Raw genomic sequence first — 17,407 nt, forward strand, 5'->3', positions numbered from 1 at the left:
TTGAACCGAAGGGGATTTTATTTTTAGATAATTATACCTTAAGAAATCGCATCCAATTCTTCCTTGTTTGCAACAATGACTTTTTGGAAACGACGTACACCTGTACCAGCCGGAATCAAGTGACCAACAATTACGTTCTCTTTCAAACCTAATAAATGATCTTCTTTTCCGGAGATTGCAGCTTCATTCAATACTTTCGTTGTTTCCTGGAAGGAAGCAGCTGAGATGAATGATTGTGTCTGTAATGAAGCACGGGTAATACCTTGTAATAACGGTGTTGAAGTTGCAGGAACTGCATCACGTGATTCTACTAACTGCTTATCAGCGCGTTTCAATTGTGAATTTTCGTCACGTAATTTACGTGCAGAAACAATCTGACCTGCCTTAAGCGTTGTAGATTCTCCCGGATCAACAACAACCTTCATTCCATAGATAGAATCGTTCTCTTCCATAAAGTCTGCTTTATGAACAGATTGTCCTTCCAAGAAACGAGTATCTCCTGCATCCACGATCTCTACTTTCAACATCATCTGACGAACGATTACCTCGAAATGCTTATCGTTGATTTTTACCCCCTGAAGACGGTAAACCTCTTGGATTTCATTCACGATGTACTCTTGTACTTTCGTCGGCCCCTGGATATTCAAGATATCGTTTGGTGTAATAGCACCATCAGATAACGGTTGTCCTGCACGAGTAAAATCGTTCTCCTGTACCAGGATGTGTTTAGAAAGCGGAACCAAATATTTGCGAACATCACCTACTTTGGAAGTTACCTGAATCTCACGGTTACCACGTTTAATTTTTCCAAATTCAACGATACCATCAATTTCAGAAACCACTGCAGGGTTAGAAGGGTTACGTGCTTCGAACAATTCCGTTACACGAGGAAGACCTCCGGTGATATCCCCTGTCTTACCAGCAACACGAGGGATTTTAACCAAAATCACACCTTCTTCTACTTTATCACCTTCACTTACGGAAATATGGGAATCAACAGGAATGTTGTACTCACGCAATACTTCTTTTGTTTTAGGATCAATAATATGAATTGCAGGGTTTTTCTTCTTATCGCGGGATTCGATGATCACTTTTTCAGTAAATCCTGTTTGCTCATCGACTTCTTCACGGTAAGTAATACCATCAATAATATTTTCAAATAATACTTTTCCTGATACCTCAGAAATGATAACCGCGTTATACTGGTCCCATTTACAGATGATATCACCTTTCTTAACGGTGATGTTATTTTCAACCAACATTTCCGCTCCGTAAGGAATATTCGAAGTCATTAAAGCAACTCCGGTTTTCGGATCAGTAATTTTCAATTCAGCTGAACGTCCGACAACAATTGTCTTCGGCACGCCATCTGCACCTTTACGTGTAATCGTACGTAATTCGTCGATTTCCAATCTACCGGAAGATTTTGCTTTCAAATCGGATTCATCAGCAATGTTCGATGCAGTACCCCCAACGTGGAATGTACGTAATGTCAACTGTGTTCCCGGCTCACCAATTGATTGAGCAGCAACTACACCAACAGCATCTCCATCCTGTGCAGGACGGTGAGTTGCCAAGTTACGTCCGTAACATTTAGAACAAACTCCACGACGCATCTCACAAGTTAATACCGAACGGATCTCAACTTCTTCAATACCTGCTTTTTCGATTTCATCAGCTACGGTCTCAGTGATCAATTCTCCTGCCTCAACAATCAATTGTTCTGTTTCCGGGTTGAAGATATCGTGAACAGATGTTCTTCCTAAAATTCGGTCGATCAACGGCTCAACGATCTCATCATTTTTCTTCAATGAACTCGCTACTAAACCTCTCAATGTTCCACAATCCATTGCATTAATTACAACATCTTGTGCAACGTCAACCAAACGACGAGTTAAGTAACCCGCATCCGCCGTTTTCAATGCCGTATCGGCCAAACCTTTACGTGCACCGTGAGTAGAGATAAAGTACTCCAAAATCGAAAGACCTTCCTTAAAGTTGGAAAGAATCGGGTTTTCGATAATTTCCTGTGCAGAAGCTCCTGATTTTTGAGGTTTCGCCATCAATCCACGCATACCGGACAACTGACGAATCTGCTCTTTCGAACCACGGGCTCCGGAATCAAACATCATGTAGATGGAGTTGAATCCTTGATCGTCATTCTTCAGCTGATCCATCAACGTATTCGTCAAACGGATATTGGTATGCGTCCAGATATCAATAATTTGGTTATAACGTTCGTTGTTCGTGATAAGACCCATGTTATAATTGGCCATTACCTCTTTCACTTCCGTTTCTGCTTTCGCAACCAAAATTTCTTTTTCTTTCGGGATAATGATATGATCCAGGTTGAATGATAATCCACCACGGAATGCCATACCGTATCCTAATTCTTTAATATCATCCAGGAACTTAGCTGTTTTAGCCGTTCCACACACTTTTAATACGTGTCCGATAATATCACGAAGCGCTTTTTTCGTCAATACGTCATTGATGAAACCAACTTCACGCGGAACTACCTCATTGAAAAGTACACGTCCGCAAGTTGTATCGATCATCATTAAAGTTGGCACACCTTCCTCATTCAAATCGTATGATTTTACTTTGATTGGAGCGTGTAAATCCAATTTACCTTCGTTATTGGCGATAATTACCTCTTCAGGAGAATAGAAAATACTTCCTTCACCTTTAACTTTATGCTCAGGAGTACTTGTACGCATCTTAGTGATGTAGTAAAGACCCAAGACCATATCCTGGGAAGGTACCGCAATCGGTGCTCCATTCGCAGGGTTCAAAATGTTGTGAGAAGCAAGCATCAATAATTGTGCTTCCAAAATTGCAGCGTTACCTAATGGTAAGTGAACCGCCATCTGGTCACCATCGAAATCGGCGTTGAATGCCGTTGTTACCAACGGATGCAAACGAATTGCTTTTCCCTCAATTAATTTTGGCTGGAATGCCTGAATTCCCAAACGGTGAAGTGTAGGAGCACGGTTTAATAATACCGGGTGTCCTTTCAATACGTTTTCTAAGATATCCCAAACAACCGGCTCTTTGCGATCAACAATTTTCTTTGCAGATTTTACTGTCTTCACAATTCCACGCTCAATCATCTTACGAATAATGAACGGTTTGTAAAGCTCAGCAGCCATATCTTTTGGTAAACCACATTCATGCAATTTCAAATCCGGTCCGACAACAATTACCGAACGTGCTGAATAATCCACACGTTTACCCAATAAGTTTTGACGGAAACGACCTTGTTTACCTTTCAATGAATCGGAAAGGGATTTCAACGGACGATTTGATTCTGTCTTAACCGCAGATGCTTTACGAGAGTTGTCGAACAATGAGTCAACAGCCTCTTGCAACATACGTTTTTCATTACGCAAGATAACTTCCGGAGCTTTGATCTCGATCAAACGCTTCAAACGGTTGTTACGGATAATTACACGACGGTAAAGGTCATTTAAATCCGATGTTGCGAAACGTCCGCCATCCAATGGAACCAATGGACGTAATTCCGGTGGAATAACCGGAACAACTTTCACGATCATCCATTCAGGACGGTTGTCAATACGTTTTTGAGAATCGCGCATTGCTTCAACAACCTGAAGTCTTTTCAAAGCTTCATGCTTACGTTGAACCGAAGTTTCCGTATTTGCCTGGTGACGCAATCTGTAAGATAAATCTTCCAGGTTTAACTTGCGCAACAAGTCATACAATGCCTCAGCACCCATCTTCGCGATGAATTTGTTCGGATCCGTATCTTCCAGGTATTGGTTTTCTCTTGGCAAAGTGTCCAGGATATCCAAATATTCTTCTTCTGTAAGGAAATCCTTTTCAGTAAGGGAAGTTCCATCCAAATTATTTGCGATACCCGGTTGAATAACCACGTAACGCTCATAATAAATGATTTGATCCAATTTCTTGGTAGGCAATCCTAATAAATAACCGATTTTATTCGGTAATGAACGGAAATACCAAATGTGTGCTACCGGAACAACCAAAGAGATATGTCCCATACGCTCACGACGTACTTTTTTCTCAGTAACCTCAACACCACAACGGTCACAAACGATTCCTTTGTATCGAATACGTTTGTATTTACCACAATGACATTCGTAATCTTTCACTGGTCCGAAGATGCGTTCACAGAACAATCCATCTCTTTCCGGCTTGTATGTACGATAGTTAATTGTCTCAGGCTTGAGCACTTCTCCGCTTGACTGATCACGGATCACCTCAGGAGAAGCCAACGAGATCGTAATCTTGTTAAAGCTACTTTGTTTTTTCGGTGTTTCTTTTCTGTAAGCCATGTTATAACTTTCTTTAATTCAATTTGACAATTTGTTTCCTAATAACGTTTTGATCTTAGTCCATTGATATATTCAATCCAAGACCTCTTAATTCATGCAACAATACGTTGAATGATTCAGGGATACCCGGTTCAGGAATGTTATCACCTTTAACGATCGCTTCGTATGCTTTCGCACGACCCATCACGTCATCGGATTTAACTGTCAAGATTTCTTGTAGGATATTAGCAGCTCCAAATGCTTCCAATGCCCAAACCTCCATCTCACCAAAACGCTGACCTCCGAATTGGGCTTTACCACCCAATGGCTGTTGTGTAATTAATGAGTATGGTCCGATTGAACGAGCATGCATTTTGTCATCAACCATGTGAGATAATTTCAACATGTAAATTACACCCACAGTTGCCGGTTGGTGGAAACGATCTCCCGTTCCGCCATCATACAGGTAAGTTTTACCTGAACGTGGAACACCTGCTTTATCTGTCCATTCATTGATCTCTTCCGGTTTAGCACCATCAAAAATCGGAGTAGCGAATTTCACACCCAATTTTTCTCCGGCCCAACCAAGTACTGTTTCGTAAATCTGACCTAAGTTCATACGAGAAGGTACCCCTAGCGGATTCAATACGATATCTACCGGTGTTCCATCCTCTAAGAACGGCATGTCTTCAGCACGAACGATATTAGCAACGATACCTTTATTACCGTGACGACCAGCCATTTTATCACCCACTTTCAACTTACGTTTCTGAGCAACATATACTTTCGCCATTTTCACGATACCTGCAGGCAGTTCATCTCCAACTGAAATATGGAATTTTTTACGTTTGTAAATCCCCAATAAATCATTTGCTTTAATCGTAAAGTTATGTAACAAACGACTAACCAATGCATTTACGTGAGAATCAGTTGTCCAATTTGTAGGATTCACGATAGTGTAATCGATCACCAATAAATTTTTATGTGTGAACTTCGTTCCTTTTTTAATGATTTCTTCTTTGAAATTGTTGAATACACCAGCTGATTTATTCTCACCTAAAACGGTCATCAATTTATCAGCTAATTTTTCTTTCAATTCAGCGTAATCTTTATCGTATTCCGTATCAAGAACTTCCAATACGGGTTTGTCCTGAGCTTTTGACTTACGATCTTTAATTGCGCGAGAGAACAATTTTTTCTGGATAACAACTCCGCGAAGAGATGGACCTGCTTTCAAAGAAGCATCCTTCACATCACCTGCTTTATCACCAAAGATTGCACGTAATAACTTCTCTTCCGGAGAAGGATCCGTTTCACCTTTAGGAGTAATTTTACCGATCAGGATATCACCTTCTTTGATCTCAGCACCAATGCGGATCAAACCGTTCTCATCCAAATCTTTCGTTGCTTCTTCAGAAACGTTCGGAATATCAGAAGTTAATTCTTCCATTCCACGTTTTGTATCACGAACCTCTAACGAATATTCGTCAATATGAATCGATGTAAAGATATCGTCACGAACAACTCTTTCAGAAATCACGATCGCATCCTCAAAGTTATACCCTTTCCAAGGCATGAATGCAACTTTCAGGTTTTGTCCCAATGCCAACTCTCCACCTTGTGTAGCATAACCTTCGCAAAGAACCTGTCCTTTCTCAATTCGGTCCCCTTTGCGAACAATCGGCTTCAAGTTGATTGTTGTACTTTGGTTTGTTTTCTGGAATTTTGTTAATGAGTAACGAGTCACTTCACTATCAAAGCTTACTAATTTGTCATCAGCAGACCAATCGTAACGAATCACGATTTCGTTTGCATCAACGTATTCAACTGTTCCCGGTCCTTCCGCATTAATCAATACACGGGAATCGCGTGCAACTAATTGCTCGATTCCTGTACCAACTACCGGAGACTGTGGTTTCAATAATGGAACAGCCTGGCGCTGCATGTTGGATCCCATCAATGCACGGTTGGCATCATCATGCTCCAGGAATGGAATAGAAGATGCTGCAATCGATGCAATCTGGTTCGCACCTACGTCCATCAAATGTAAATCCTTCGGTTGAACAACCGGGAAGTCACCTTCAAAACGAGCTTTCACCAAATCAGAAAGGAAATTTCCTTTCTCATCAACAATTGCATTTGCCTGAGCGATCATTTTTTCATCTTCTTCTTCAGCAGATAAATAAATCGGTTCAGTCGTTGTATCTACTTTACCATTCGATACGGAACGGTAAGGAGTTTCGATAAATCCAAGTTTATTCACTTTCGCGAATACACACAAAGATGAAATCAAACCAATGTTTGGTCCCTCCGGTGTTTCAATCGTACACAAACGACCGTAGTGCGTATAGTGAACGTCACGTACCTCAAAACCTGCTCTTTCACGAGAAAGTCCACCTGGTCCTAGTGCAGACAAACGACGCTTGTGAGTTACCTCGGAAAGCGGGTTGGTCTGATCCATAAATTGAGACAACTGGTTGGTTCCGAAGAATGAATTAATAACGGAAGACAAAGTCTTCGCGTTGATCAAGTCAATCGGAGTAAAGACCTCATTATCACGAACGTTCATACGCTCACGAATTGTACGGGCCATACGAGCCAAACCAACACCAAACTGAGCGTATAATTGCTCACCTACTGTACGAACACGACGATTTGACAAGTGGTCAATATCATCCACATCCGCTTTAGAGTTGATCAATTCGATCAGGTATTTGATAATTGAAAGAATATCATTTTTAGTCAAAACACGAGACTCTTCCGAGTTGTCGATATTCAACTTTTTATTCATTCTATAACGACCTACTTCACCTAAGTCATAACGTGCGTCTGAGAAAAATAATTTTTCAAAAACACCTTTTGCAGTTTCATAATCAGGTGGTTCAGCGTTACGTAACTGACGGTAAATGTGTTCAACAGCTTCTTTTTCAGAGTTTGAAGTATCTTTTTGAAGCGTATTATAAATAATGGTATAATCAGCAGTGTTTGCATCTTCCTTGTGGAAAATCACTGTTTTTACACCTGAATCAATTACCAGGTCAACGTGGTGATCCTCCAATACCGTTTCACGGTCAAGAACCACTTCGTTACGTTCGATAGATACTACTTCTCCTGTATCTTCATCTCCAAAGTCCTCAATCCAAGACTTCAATACACGAGCTGCCAGTCTTCTACCAACGCATTTTTTCAAATTAGCTTTATTAGCTTTCACTTCATCAGCTAATCCGAATATTTCTAGAATATCTTTATCTGTTTCATATCCAATTGCACGGAAAAGTGTTGTAACAGGCAATTTTTTCTTACGGTCGATGTAAGCATACATTACGCTGTTGATATCCGTTGCAAATTCGATCCAAGATCCTTTAAAAGGAATCACACGAGCAGAGTACAATTTTGTACCGTTTGCGTGACGGCTTTGACCGAAGAATACCCCTGGTGAACGGTGTAACTGAGAAACAATAACACGTTCTGCACCATTGATTACGAACGAACCTTTTGGTGTCATGTATGGGATTGTACCTAAGTATACATCCTGCACGATTGTTTCGAAATCTTCGTGTTCAGGGTCTGTACAATATAATTTTAGTTTAGCTTTTAGCGGAACGCTATAAGTTAAACCTCTTTCGATACACTCATCAATAGTGTAACGAGGTGGGTCGATGAAATAATCAAGGAACTCCAACACGAATTGATTTCGTGTATCAGTAATTGGGAAATTTTCCGCAAATACCTTGAACAATCCTTCGCTTTCACGATTTTCAGGTGTCGTTTCCAATTGGAAAAACTCCTGGAAGGATTTAAGCTGAATATCCAGAAAATCCGGATAAGCGAACTGATTTTTGCTAGAAGCAAAATTAATTCTCGTTGATGTATTGCTTGTTGTTGCCAAGGCGAAATAAATTTAATTGAGAAAAGGACTTTAAAAATTGGCTAAACGCCGGTAAACAGGTCAAGGCATCCGTCAAATGACGGACACCTTTCCTGCAAAATTTTGTAACTAATTACTTGATCTCTACTTCAGCACCAGCTTCTTCAAGAGCTGTTTTCAAAGCACTAGCCTCGTCTTTGGATACAGCTTCTTTCAAAGTTGTAGGAGCTCCGTCAACTAGGTCTTTAGATTCTTTCAATCCGTTACCAGTTAATTCTTTAACCAACTTAACTACAGCAAGTTTGTTAGCACCACCTGATTTCAATACTACATCGAATTCAGTTTTTTCAGCAGCAGCTTCACCAGCTCCAGCTCCACCACCAGCCATCATAACTGGAGCAGCAGCAGCAGGCTCGATACCGTACTCGTCTTTCAAAATAGTTGCTAACTCGTTAACTTCTTTTACTGTAAGGTTAACCAATGTTTCTGCGATTTGTTTTAAATCAGCCATTTTTATAAATTTTAAAAAAGGTTCTTAAATAATTTTTTTTACTTGTGCCTTTGCCGAATTCTCGGCACTTGCGTTATGCTCTTTCTTCGAGCGTTTTAAGGATTCCAGCAATTTTGGAACCACCACTTGTAAGACCGGAAATAACATTTTTCGCCGGGCTTTGTAGTAATCCGATGATATCACCGATTAATTCTTCACGAGACTTGATTGCTTCAAGCGCATCCAATTGGTTGTCACCAATGAAGATTGCTTCTTCAATATAAGCTCCTTTAAGAATAGGCTTATCATTTTTCTTGCGGAAATCTTTAATCAATTTTGCAGGAGCATTTCCTACTTCAGCAAACATGATAGATGTCGGACCACTTAACACGGATGCCAAGTTATCGTAATTTCTACCTTCAACCTTAGCCATTGCTTTAGCCAACAATGTATTCTTAACTACACGTAGTTCGATACCTTGTTGAAAACAACGACGGCGCAATTGGTTGATTGTTTCAACTGTAAGAGCTGCTGTATCTGCAAGATAGAAGATGTTTGCTTTCGATAAATCTTGAGCAAGATCTTCAATGTACTGTGCTTTTTGATCTTTATTCATACTTCAAGATTTTAAGCTACAACAGATTTAGCATCAATTTGGATACTTGGAGACATTGTAGAGCTGATGTAGATACTTCTAATGTAAGTACCTTTTGCAGCGGATGGTTTCAATTTGATTAACTGTTGGATTAATTCGAATGCATTGTCGCGAATTTTAGCTCCTTCGAAGCTAGCTTTCCCAACAGATGAGTGAATGTTACCAAATTTGTCAACTTTGAAATCAATCTTACCTGCTTTTACTTCTTCAACAGCTTTACCAACTTCCATCGTTACAGTACCTGTTTTTGGGTTTGGCATTAAACCACGAGGTCCAAGGATACGTCCTAAAGCACCTACTTTACCCATAACTGACGGCATTGTAATAATTACGTCGATGTCTGTCCAACCACCTTTGATTTTCTCAATGAATTCATCTAATCCAACGAATTCAGCACCAGCTGCTTTTGCTTCAGCTTCCTTGTCCGGAGTACAAAGTACTAATACTCGTACGTCCTTACCAGTTCCGTGAGGCAATGCAACAGTACCACGAACCATTTGATTCGCTTTACGAGGATCTACTCCTAAACGTACAGAGATGTCAACAGAAGAATCAAACTTCGTTGTTGTAATGTTCTTAACCAAATCACAAGCTTCAGTCAATGTGTAGACTTTAGTTAAATCGTATTTAGCTAAAACCTCTTTTCTTTTCTTTGAAATTCTACCCATGACGCTTGTTATTTAGTTGCCGGAGCTTCACCTCCTTTAACAGTTACACCCATACTACGCGCTGTTCCAGCGATCATTGACATTGCGGAATCAACTGTAAAACAGTTCATATCCGGCATTTTGTCTTCAGCAATTACACGGATTTGATCCCATGACATTGATCCGACTTTGCTCTTGTTCGGTTCAGAAGAACCTTTCTTAAGCTTAACGCTGTCAATAATTTGCACTGCTGCTGGAGGAGTTTTGATGACGAAATCAAATGATTTGTCACTGTAAACAGTAATCACACATGGTAATACCTTTCCTGGCTTATCTTGCGTACGAGCATTATACTGCTTGCAAAATTCCATAATGTTGACCCCTTTTGCACCAAGTGCGGGACCAACTGGAGGAGCTGGATTGGCTTGACCACCTTTGATCTGTAATTTGATCAATGCTGCTACTTCTTTAGCCATTGTTTATTTAAATTATGCAGTCGTAACGTGGGCGTTAAAGGGAAGCTTTAATCAATAATCCCACTGCTGCGGTTAATACATGTTTATCCTTCTTTTTCGACTTGCATGTAGCTAAGCTCGAGAAGGTTCTTGCGACCGAAGATTTTAACCATTACTTTCAATTTCTTTTTCTCTTCATTGATCTCGTCAATTACTCCGGAGAAATTGTTGAATGGTCCGTCGATCACTTTAACTGACTCTCCGATAACGAACGGGATTTTCACTTCCTCTTCTGTTTCGGATAATTCGTCAACTTTACCTAAAATTCTATTTACCTCAGACAAACGCATTGGTTGAGGGTCTCCCCCTTTTTCAGCACCCAGGAATCCGATTACATTTGGAATTCCCTTGATCACGTGAGGAACCTCCCCGATCAATGCTGCTTCAATCAATACATATCCTGGTAAATACGCTTTTTCCTTTGAGATTTTCTTCCCGTTACGGATTTGAAAAACTTTCTCAGTTGGAATCAATACTTGAGACACGTAATCATCGAGCTTTAAACGGGAAATTTCGAGATCCAGGTATTCTTTCACCTTTTTCTCTTTTCCACTTACTGCACGTACTACGTACCAACGTTTTTTAATATCTCCCATTTTTCCAATTAAAAGAAAGAATAGATAAATCCAACAACCCCTTTCCAGGAAGAGGTAGGAGTTCCTGTAATTCCAAAGACATTGTCCATCGCGAACACTAACAATGCAAAAATTACAGACGCAACTACCACAATAAGTGCATTGCTCTGCAATTCTTTCCACGTCGGCCACGTAACATTCTGAGTCATCTCAGTAATTGTCTCGCTAAAATAATTTCTAAACTTTGACATGGTCAATTTATTTTGTTTTGCACGGGCGGTAGGATTCGAACCCACGACCAATGGTTTTGGAGACCACTACTCTACCAGCTGAGCTACGCCCGTGTAAAAAGGGGAGTTTAAGCTCCCCTTTCATTCAATATATTTATCGCGAATTAAGCGATGATTTCAGTAACCTGACCAGCACCTACAGTACGACCACCCTCACGGATAGCGAAACGTAGACCTTTGTCCATTGCTACAGGAACGATTAACTTAACATTGATTGTTACGTTATCACCTGGCATAACCATCTCACGTCCGTCTGTCAAGAAAATCTCTCCAGTTACGTCAGTTGTACGGAAGTAGAACTGAGGACGGTATTTGTTATGGAATGGAGTGTGACGACCACCTTCTTCTTTTTTCAATACGTAGATTTCAGCTTTGAAATCAGCATGTGGTTTAACAGAACCTGGTTTACAGATTACCATTCCACGTTTGATTTGAGATTTCTCAATACCACGTAATAAAAGACCTACGTTGTCACCAGCTTCACCGCGATCCAAGATCTTACGGAACATCTCTACCCCAGTTACAGTTGAAGTCAATTTCTCTTCACCCATACCTAAGATTTCAACCGGATCTCCAGAGTTAATAACTCCTGTTTCGATACGTCCTGTTGCTACTGTACCACGACCTGTAATCGTAAATACGTCTTCAACCGGCATCAAGAAAGGCTTATCAACATCACGAGGAGGCAATTCGATATATGTATCTACTGCATCCATCAACTCGTCGATTTTAGCAACCCACTCAGCTTCTCCGTTCAATGCACCAAGTGCAGAACCTTGAATAACCGGTGCATTGTCACCATCATAGTCGTAGAAAGACAACAATTCACGAACTTCCATTTCAACTAATTCCAACAACTCAGCATCGTCAACCATATCCACTTTATTCATGAATACAACTAAACGAGGAACACCAACTTGTTTTCCTAATAGGATATGCTCACGAGTTTGCGGCATTGGACCATCAGTCGCAGCAACAACCAAGATAGCACCGTCCATCTGAGCAGCACCTGTAACCATGTTCTTTACGTAATCCGCGTGACCTGGACAGTCAACGTGAGCGTAATGACGATTCAAAGTTTCGTACTCGATGTGTGAAGTGTTAATAGTAATACCACGCTCTTTTTCTTCAGGAGCGTTGTCAATAGAAGAGAAATCACGAACCGCAGCCAATCCCTTAGAAGCTAACACACTAGAGATTGCAGCTGTTAACGTAGTCTTACCATGGTCAACGTGCCCGATAGTCCCGATGTTAACGTGCGGTTTGGAACGATTAAAATTTTCCTTAGCCATTTGTTTTTATTTGTTACGTAGTTAATAAACCTTTTTCTTACTAATACAAAATTTCACCCATAAATCGAATGAGTGAATCCCTGCAGAGCCAATGACGAGAATTGAACTCGTGACCTCTTCCTTACCAAGGAAGCGCTCTACCCCTGAGCTACACCGGCCTATCCTTTTACATCGTAATTGAGCGGGAGACGAGATTCGAACTCGCGACCCTCAGCTTGGAAGGCTGACGCTCTACCAACTGAGCTACTCCCGCTTATTATATTATTTTCCTTGTCGTGGGAGTGGCTGGACTCGAACCAGCGATACCGTGAGGTGACAGATTTACAGTCTGCTGCAATAGCCACTATGCGACACTCCCATCCTTTAATGCGAGCCGGTGGAGGGACTCGAACCCCCGACCTGCTGATTACAAATCAGCTGCTCTAGCCAGCTGAGCTACACCGGCATTAAAGTTTGGTTATAAATACGATTTAAAAGAACGATTCTTTAAAGTGTTTTTCCCATTTGGGTTTGCAAATGTACTAAAGAATTAAATACCTGCAAGCGTTTCAGTGAAAAAAAATCAAAAAAAAATGGATGGCACTTTAGGCCATCCATCTAAATTCTTCATTTCCAATTACTAATTCGCTAATTTGCCTTTATATTTTTTTACTTGTGTCCGCAAGGCATCGACACACAAATCAGCCGCTTCTTCAAAAGATTTACATTGTTTCTTTGCAAACAATTCTTTTCCGGGCATTAATATTTTCACTTCAGCTATCTTATTTTCCTTATCCGAATTCTTATCCAATCTTAAAAAAACTTCCCCAACAATAATGTGATCAAAAAAAACCTGAAGCTTTTCTACTTTGTCGTTGATAAAATCAATCAATTTTTGATCAGCTTTAAAATGGATAGAATGCACTTTAACGTCCATGACTTTTACTTTTTGCGCCCACGTGGATGGGCATGTGAATAAATCGAGTTTATTTGAGCAAACGAATTGTGCGTGTAGACTTGAGTTGCAGACAAATTGGCGTGCCCCAAAAGTTCTTTCAAAGTTTCAAGCCCCGCTCCATTGTTTAACATGTGAGTTGCAAATGTATGACGCAAGATGTGTGGGCTTTTCTTTTGCGCGTTCGTTACACTTCCAAGGTATGTATTAATTTTTCTATAAACAAACTTTGGAGACATTTTTCTGCCATCTTTTTTTACAAATAACAAAAGTTGGCTATCAGGCCCAACTGGCTTGATTTTATCATAGGATTGGATGATCTGGTAAAGGTCATTTCCGATCGGAATGATCCGTTCTTTATTTCTTTTCCCAAGGACCTTTATACTGTTGCTTGTGACATCTTTATTTTTCAATTCTATCAATTCACTTAAGCGGACCCCGGTTTGATAAAACAACTCAAACATGAGTCTGTCCCGGATCCCTTCGAAGTCGGAAGAAAACAACTGCTCGATCCGGGCATTGTCTATTTCGGACTGTTTGACAAATTGTGGCAAGCGTTTTTCAACTTTCGGTCCACGGATTCGCAGCATAGGATTTTGCTCAACCTTTCCATTTGCCAAAAGCCATTTAAAAAAAGAACGCAGGCAAGAGATTTTCCGGGAAACAGTGCGGTTACTTTGTCCGCTCTCTATCAACTCAACAATCCAGGCCCGAACCAATTGATGATTGACTTCTTTCCACTCTGCCGATTTAGACAACTCAGCAAACACTATGAATTGATTCAAATCTTCTTCGTAAGCCAAGAGCGTGTGATTCGAGTAACGCTTCTCAACCTGTAAATAATGTATGAAGGAATCTTTGTAAGACATAAGCGAAATACAAGGTACAAAAAAAAGGCCTCAACATGTATAGTTGAGGCCTTAAATATCATTTAATGCGAATAATCTCCGTATTAAATCTCTTGAGATTTCATTTTTTGAGCATAAGCTGCACGAATGTTTGACTGACGATCAATAACAGATGGTTTCACGAATTCTTTACGACGACGTAATTCTTTCATGACATTTGTTTTGTCATATTTTTTCTTGTACTTCTTAAGCGCTCTCTCGATGTTCTCGCCTTCTTTAACTGGAATGATTAACATATCTATTTAAATTCTTATTGTTAGCTTTTTATAACCTATACGCTTATAGGGAGCGCAAAGATAATTATTTTTTCTTTTCAACAAAGAGTATCTCAAAAATAATTCCGAATTATTTTAAGATTTCTCTGGAGATCACTAATTTTTGAATCTCAGAGGTTCCTTCACCAATGGTCATCAATTTCGCATCTCTTAGGAATTTCTCTGCCGGATACTCTTTTGTGTATCCGTAACCACCCATGATCTGAACTGCTTCATTCCCGCATTTCACAGAAACTTCCGAAGCAAAATATTTTGCAAAGGCTCCCTGAGCAGTCATTTTTTGACCTCTGTTTTTGTAATCTGCCGCTTGGAAAGTCAACAATTCTGCCGCCTCAACCTGAGTAGCCATGTCAGCTAATTTAAATCCAATTGCCTGGAATTTACCGATCGGCTGGCCGAATTGTTCGCGTTCTTTCGCATACTTCACAGATGCTTCATAAGCTCCGCGGGCTATTCCACATGAAAGTGCAGCAATTGAGATACGTCCTCCATCCAAAATATGCATTGCCTGTTTGAATCCCTGTCCAACTTCCCCGATCACCTGAGATTCGTGTAAACGAACATTATCAAAAATCAATTCCGCAGTTTCCGAGGCGCGAACCCCCAACTTATCTTTGATTTTCACAGCTGAGAATCCGGGAGTACCTTTCTCAACGATAAAGGCTGTAATTCCATTTGAATCCAACAATTCCCCAGTGCGAACAAGAACAACTGCAACGTCTCCGGATAAACCATGTGTAATCCAGTTCTTAGCTCCGTTAATTACCCAATGATCCCCATCCTTTACTGCAGTACATTTCATACGCATTGCATCTGAACCGGTATTTGGTTCAGTTAAGCCCCATGCTCCGATAAATTCCCCTGAAGTTAATTTCGGAAGGTATTTCTTCTTTTGTTCCTCGTTTCCATGGTAGTAAATATGCCCGGTACAAAGTGAATTATGAGCAGCAACACTCAAACCAATTCCACCACATACTTTTCCCAATTCCATTAATGCTGTTGCGTATTCCAGGTATGAAAAGCCGCTTCCGCCGTATTCTTCCGGGATGTAAATTCCCAGCAGACCAAGCCCTCCCATTTTTTTCATGACATCCACAGGAAAATACTCTTCAGCATCCCATTTATTCATATTCGGACGGATTTCTCTCTCCGCGAAATCACGCACCATTTGCGTGATCATTTGTTGGTTTTCGTTTAGTTCAAAATTCATGATTAACAGTGTTTTGGGGTGTCCGTTAATTTATTTTTTTTCGATTATTATTTTTTAATAGGCCACTAAATTAGTAATATTATTAGAGTAGTTTTTCAATTTTTCATTACCATTTAAAAAATTCAATCCTACGAGGAAGTTAAATCCGGCTACTTCGCCTCCACATTTTTGAATAAGCTCTGCAGCAGCCGAAGCTGATCCACCCGTTGCCAATAAATCATCATGAATCAAAACCCGCTCTCCTTTTTGAACCGCATCAATGTGCATTTCAATTTCAGCCGAACCATATTCCAGGTCATAAGAATGATTGATTTTGTGATAAGGCAATTTTCCGGCTTTGCGAATCAACACAAAAGGAATGCCTAATTCCATTGCCAAAGGATATCCAAACAAAAAGCCCCTACTCTCGATCCCCGCAATTTTATCCAGTTTCTGATCTTTGTACATGGATGCAAGATGCTGTACTATTTCTTTGGACAAAACAGGATCCAACATGATCGGAGTAATATCTTTGAAAACAATTCCCGGCTTTGGAAAATCTACTACATCTCTTATTACACCTTTAATTTTTTCTTCTATCATTATTCTATTGTAAGGTAATGCTTCAGCTTCTCATACAGTTCATCTGTCATCAAAACTGATTTTTTAATCTCGCGGAGTTCCTTGTAGAATCCGTTTTGAGAGCGCAATTTTACGAGAGAATTTGCCAAATTCCAAGAAATATATGGATGATATGATAATTCCTTCACACTTGCGGTGTTGATATTGATTGTCCGGATGTTCTCGGGATCGATCTGAATGTATTTTTCCCACACCGCTATTTTCTCAGGAGTTGCCTGCCAAACTTCACTCAATTGGCTCAACGAATAAAACCCTCCGAAATTGTCTCTTGTCCGAATAATTTGTTTGGCATCAAAGATCGTAATGTCCTGAGCTTGTAATAAATCATCCAGACTTGCCCTGTTTATTGCAACAACAATCAGCTTTTGTTCCAACTTGTATTCCGTGTATTTATCCAGGTTTTTAGTTCTTTCAGGATAAAAAGTGGAATCTTTGATCAGATTAAATAATTCATCCGGGATAACAAAGATCCGCTTTAATTCTTCATTCGAATAGATCTTCCGGGAAGTGAATTTCAGTACAATTGCACTTTGCTTTTCAGAGAGCCCCAAAGCCATCCAATCTTCCAGTCCATAATCATTCGGGTTAAACCTGGACAAAGGTCTGGAATAGTGTTTTTTCTTCCGATCCTTGCGGTAATCGAAATAAGATTCGCGGTTTAGTTTCTCCGTAACCTGTCTTTCAACGTTCGACCATTGTTCTATCCTGATCTCAGGTTTCGGTCTGAAATACTGGATCAAATCAGGCGCGACAAAAATCGCGAGCAGCAGAAGGGCAAATATGAAAATGCCTCGTTTAGTAGATTTTGAATAGTGGTTCATGCTTTTTC

General features: G+C 40.2%; 15 protein-coding genes and 5 tRNA genes. All 20 read right to left on the reverse strand.

Annotation, left to right across the window (positions count from 1 at the left end):
• Positions 1-38: 38 nt before the first annotated feature.
• A complete protein-coding gene (rpoC, locus tag K0S23_RS14565) occupies positions 39-4,319 on the reverse strand; it encodes a DNA-directed RNA polymerase subunit beta' (protein WP_300358833.1) in 4,281 nt (1,426 codons plus the stop codon).
• 55 nt (positions 4,320-4,374) lie between these two features.
• Entirely contained in the window at positions 4,375-8,187 is a 3,813-nt protein-coding gene (rpoB, locus tag K0S23_RS14570; RefSeq protein WP_300358836.1) for a DNA-directed RNA polymerase subunit beta, read from the reverse strand.
• A gap of 112 nt (positions 8,188-8,299) precedes the next feature.
• Positions 8,300-8,677, reverse strand: a complete 378-nt coding sequence (gene rplL, locus K0S23_RS14575) for a 50S ribosomal protein L7/L12 (RefSeq protein ID WP_300358839.1) — start codon at positions 8,675-8,677, stop codon at positions 8,300-8,302.
• Positions 8,678-8,750: 73 nt separating this feature from the next.
• Positions 8,751-9,272 carry a 50S ribosomal protein L10 gene (gene rplJ / locus K0S23_RS14580; protein WP_300358842.1) on the reverse strand — a complete coding sequence of 174 codons (522 nt, stop codon included), beginning with the start codon at positions 9,270-9,272 and terminating at the stop codon, positions 8,751-8,753.
• A gap of 11 nt (positions 9,273-9,283) precedes the next feature.
• Complete coding sequence (gene rplA, locus K0S23_RS14585; RefSeq protein WP_300358845.1) at positions 9,284-9,979, reverse strand: 50S ribosomal protein L1; 696 nt, start codon at positions 9,977-9,979, stop codon at positions 9,284-9,286.
• A gap of 8 nt (positions 9,980-9,987) precedes the next feature.
• Positions 9,988-10,434: a 50S ribosomal protein L11 gene (gene rplK / locus K0S23_RS14590; protein WP_144332614.1), complete on the reverse strand. Its 447-nt coding sequence runs from the start codon at positions 10,432-10,434 to the stop codon at positions 9,988-9,990.
• 83 nt (positions 10,435-10,517) lie between these two features.
• The gene (gene nusG / locus K0S23_RS14595) at positions 10,518-11,069 is read right to left on the reverse strand and encodes a transcription termination/antitermination protein NusG (RefSeq protein WP_124746866.1); all 552 of its coding nucleotides are present in this window, start codon (positions 11,067-11,069) and stop codon (positions 10,518-10,520) included.
• An 8-nt stretch (positions 11,070-11,077) separates the two neighbouring features.
• Positions 11,078-11,299, reverse strand: a complete 222-nt coding sequence (secE, locus tag K0S23_RS14600; RefSeq protein WP_300358850.1) for a preprotein translocase subunit SecE — start codon at positions 11,297-11,299, stop codon at positions 11,078-11,080.
• 20 nt (positions 11,300-11,319) lie between these two features.
• A tRNA-Trp gene (locus K0S23_RS14605) sits at positions 11,320-11,392 on the reverse strand.
• A 50-nt stretch (positions 11,393-11,442) separates the two neighbouring features.
• Positions 11,443-12,630, reverse strand: a complete 1,188-nt coding sequence (gene tuf / locus K0S23_RS14610; protein ID WP_300358853.1) for an elongation factor Tu — start codon at positions 12,628-12,630, stop codon at positions 11,443-11,445.
• Between the two features lie 86 nt (positions 12,631-12,716).
• A tRNA-Thr gene (locus K0S23_RS14615) sits at positions 12,717-12,788 on the reverse strand.
• Between the two features lie 22 nt (positions 12,789-12,810).
• Positions 12,811-12,883, reverse strand: a tRNA-Gly gene (locus K0S23_RS14620).
• Between the two features lie 23 nt (positions 12,884-12,906).
• Positions 12,907-12,988: transfer RNA gene (locus K0S23_RS14625), tRNA-Tyr, on the reverse strand.
• Positions 12,989-13,001: 13 nt separating this feature from the next.
• A tRNA-Thr gene (locus K0S23_RS14630) sits at positions 13,002-13,075 on the reverse strand.
• Between the two features lie 174 nt (positions 13,076-13,249).
• Positions 13,250-13,546 carry a ribosome-associated translation inhibitor RaiA gene (gene raiA / locus K0S23_RS14635; RefSeq protein ID WP_300358856.1) on the reverse strand — a complete coding sequence of 99 codons (297 nt, stop codon included), beginning with the start codon at positions 13,544-13,546 and terminating at the stop codon, positions 13,250-13,252.
• Positions 13,547-13,551: 5 nt separating this feature from the next.
• On the reverse strand, positions 13,552-14,433 hold the full coding sequence (locus K0S23_RS14640; protein WP_300358858.1) for a tyrosine-type recombinase/integrase: 882 nt from the start codon (positions 14,431-14,433) through the stop codon (positions 13,552-13,554).
• 83 nt (positions 14,434-14,516) lie between these two features.
• Positions 14,517-14,708: a 30S ribosomal protein S21 gene (gene rpsU, locus K0S23_RS14645; protein ID WP_300358861.1), complete on the reverse strand. Its 192-nt coding sequence runs from the start codon at positions 14,706-14,708 to the stop codon at positions 14,517-14,519.
• 109 nt (positions 14,709-14,817) lie between these two features.
• Positions 14,818-15,957, reverse strand: a complete 1,140-nt coding sequence (locus tag K0S23_RS14650; RefSeq protein ID WP_300358864.1) for an acyl-CoA dehydrogenase family protein — start codon at positions 15,955-15,957, stop codon at positions 14,818-14,820.
• A 54-nt stretch (positions 15,958-16,011) separates the two neighbouring features.
• The gene (locus K0S23_RS14655) at positions 16,012-16,539 is read right to left on the reverse strand and encodes an adenine phosphoribosyltransferase (RefSeq protein ID WP_300358866.1); all 528 of its coding nucleotides are present in this window, start codon (positions 16,537-16,539) and stop codon (positions 16,012-16,014) included.
• Positions 16,539-17,399 (reverse strand): helix-hairpin-helix domain-containing protein, encoded by an 861-nt coding sequence (locus tag K0S23_RS14660; RefSeq protein ID WP_300358868.1) that lies wholly within the window; start codon positions 17,397-17,399, stop codon positions 16,539-16,541. The genes K0S23_RS14655 and K0S23_RS14660 overlap by 1 nt, the downstream gene beginning before the upstream one ends.
• Positions 17,400-17,407 lie beyond the last annotated feature (8 nt).

This window comes from Fluviicola sp. (assembly GCF_029266855.1).
Taxonomy (GTDB): domain Bacteria; phylum Bacteroidota; class Bacteroidia; order Flavobacteriales_D; family Crocinitomicaceae; genus Fluviicola.

What these genes read in the sequence shown, in the direction of transcription:
- K0S23_RS14640 (WP_300358858.1), bottom strand. Translation starts at nt 14,433, where the DNA reads ATGTCTTACAAAGATTCCTTCATACATTATTTACAGGTTGAGAAGCGT.
- K0S23_RS14650 (WP_300358864.1), bottom strand. Translation starts at nt 15,957, where the DNA reads ATGAATTTTGAACTAAACGAAAACCAACAAATGATCACGCAAATGGTG.
- nusG (WP_124746866.1), bottom strand. Translation starts at nt 11,069, where the DNA reads ATGGGAGATATTAAAAAACGTTGGTACGTAGTACGTGCAGTAAGTGGA.
- K0S23_RS14660 (WP_300358868.1), bottom strand. Translation starts at nt 17,399, where the DNA reads ATGAACCACTATTCAAAATCTACTAAACGAGGCATTTTCATATTTGCC.
- raiA (WP_300358856.1), bottom strand. Translation starts at nt 13,546, where the DNA reads ATGGACGTTAAAGTGCATTCTATCCATTTTAAAGCTGATCAAAAATTG.
- rplJ (WP_300358842.1), bottom strand. Translation starts at nt 9,272, where the DNA reads ATGAATAAAGATCAAAAAGCACAGTACATTGAAGATCTTGCTCAAGAT.
- rplK (WP_144332614.1), bottom strand. Translation starts at nt 10,434, where the DNA reads ATGGCTAAAGAAGTAGCAGCATTGATCAAATTACAGATCAAAGGTGGT.
- tuf (WP_300358853.1), bottom strand. Translation starts at nt 12,630, where the DNA reads ATGGCTAAGGAAAATTTTAATCGTTCCAAACCGCACGTTAACATCGGG.
- rplL (WP_300358839.1), bottom strand. Translation starts at nt 8,677, where the DNA reads ATGGCTGATTTAAAACAAATCGCAGAAACATTGGTTAACCTTACAGTA.
- K0S23_RS14655 (WP_300358866.1), bottom strand. Translation starts at nt 16,539, where the DNA reads ATGATAGAAGAAAAAATTAAAGGTGTAATAAGAGATGTAGTAGATTTT.
- rpsU (WP_300358861.1), bottom strand. Translation starts at nt 14,708, where the DNA reads ATGTTAATCATTCCAGTTAAAGAAGGCGAGAACATCGAGAGAGCGCTT.
- secE (WP_300358850.1), bottom strand. Translation starts at nt 11,299, where the DNA reads ATGTCAAAGTTTAGAAATTATTTTAGCGAGACAATTACTGAGATGACT.
- rpoC (WP_300358833.1), bottom strand. Translation starts at nt 4,319, where the DNA reads ATGGCTTACAGAAAAGAAACACCGAAAAAACAAAGTAGCTTTAACAAG.
- rplA (WP_300358845.1), bottom strand. Translation starts at nt 9,979, where the DNA reads ATGGGTAGAATTTCAAAGAAAAGAAAAGAGGTTTTAGCTAAATACGAT.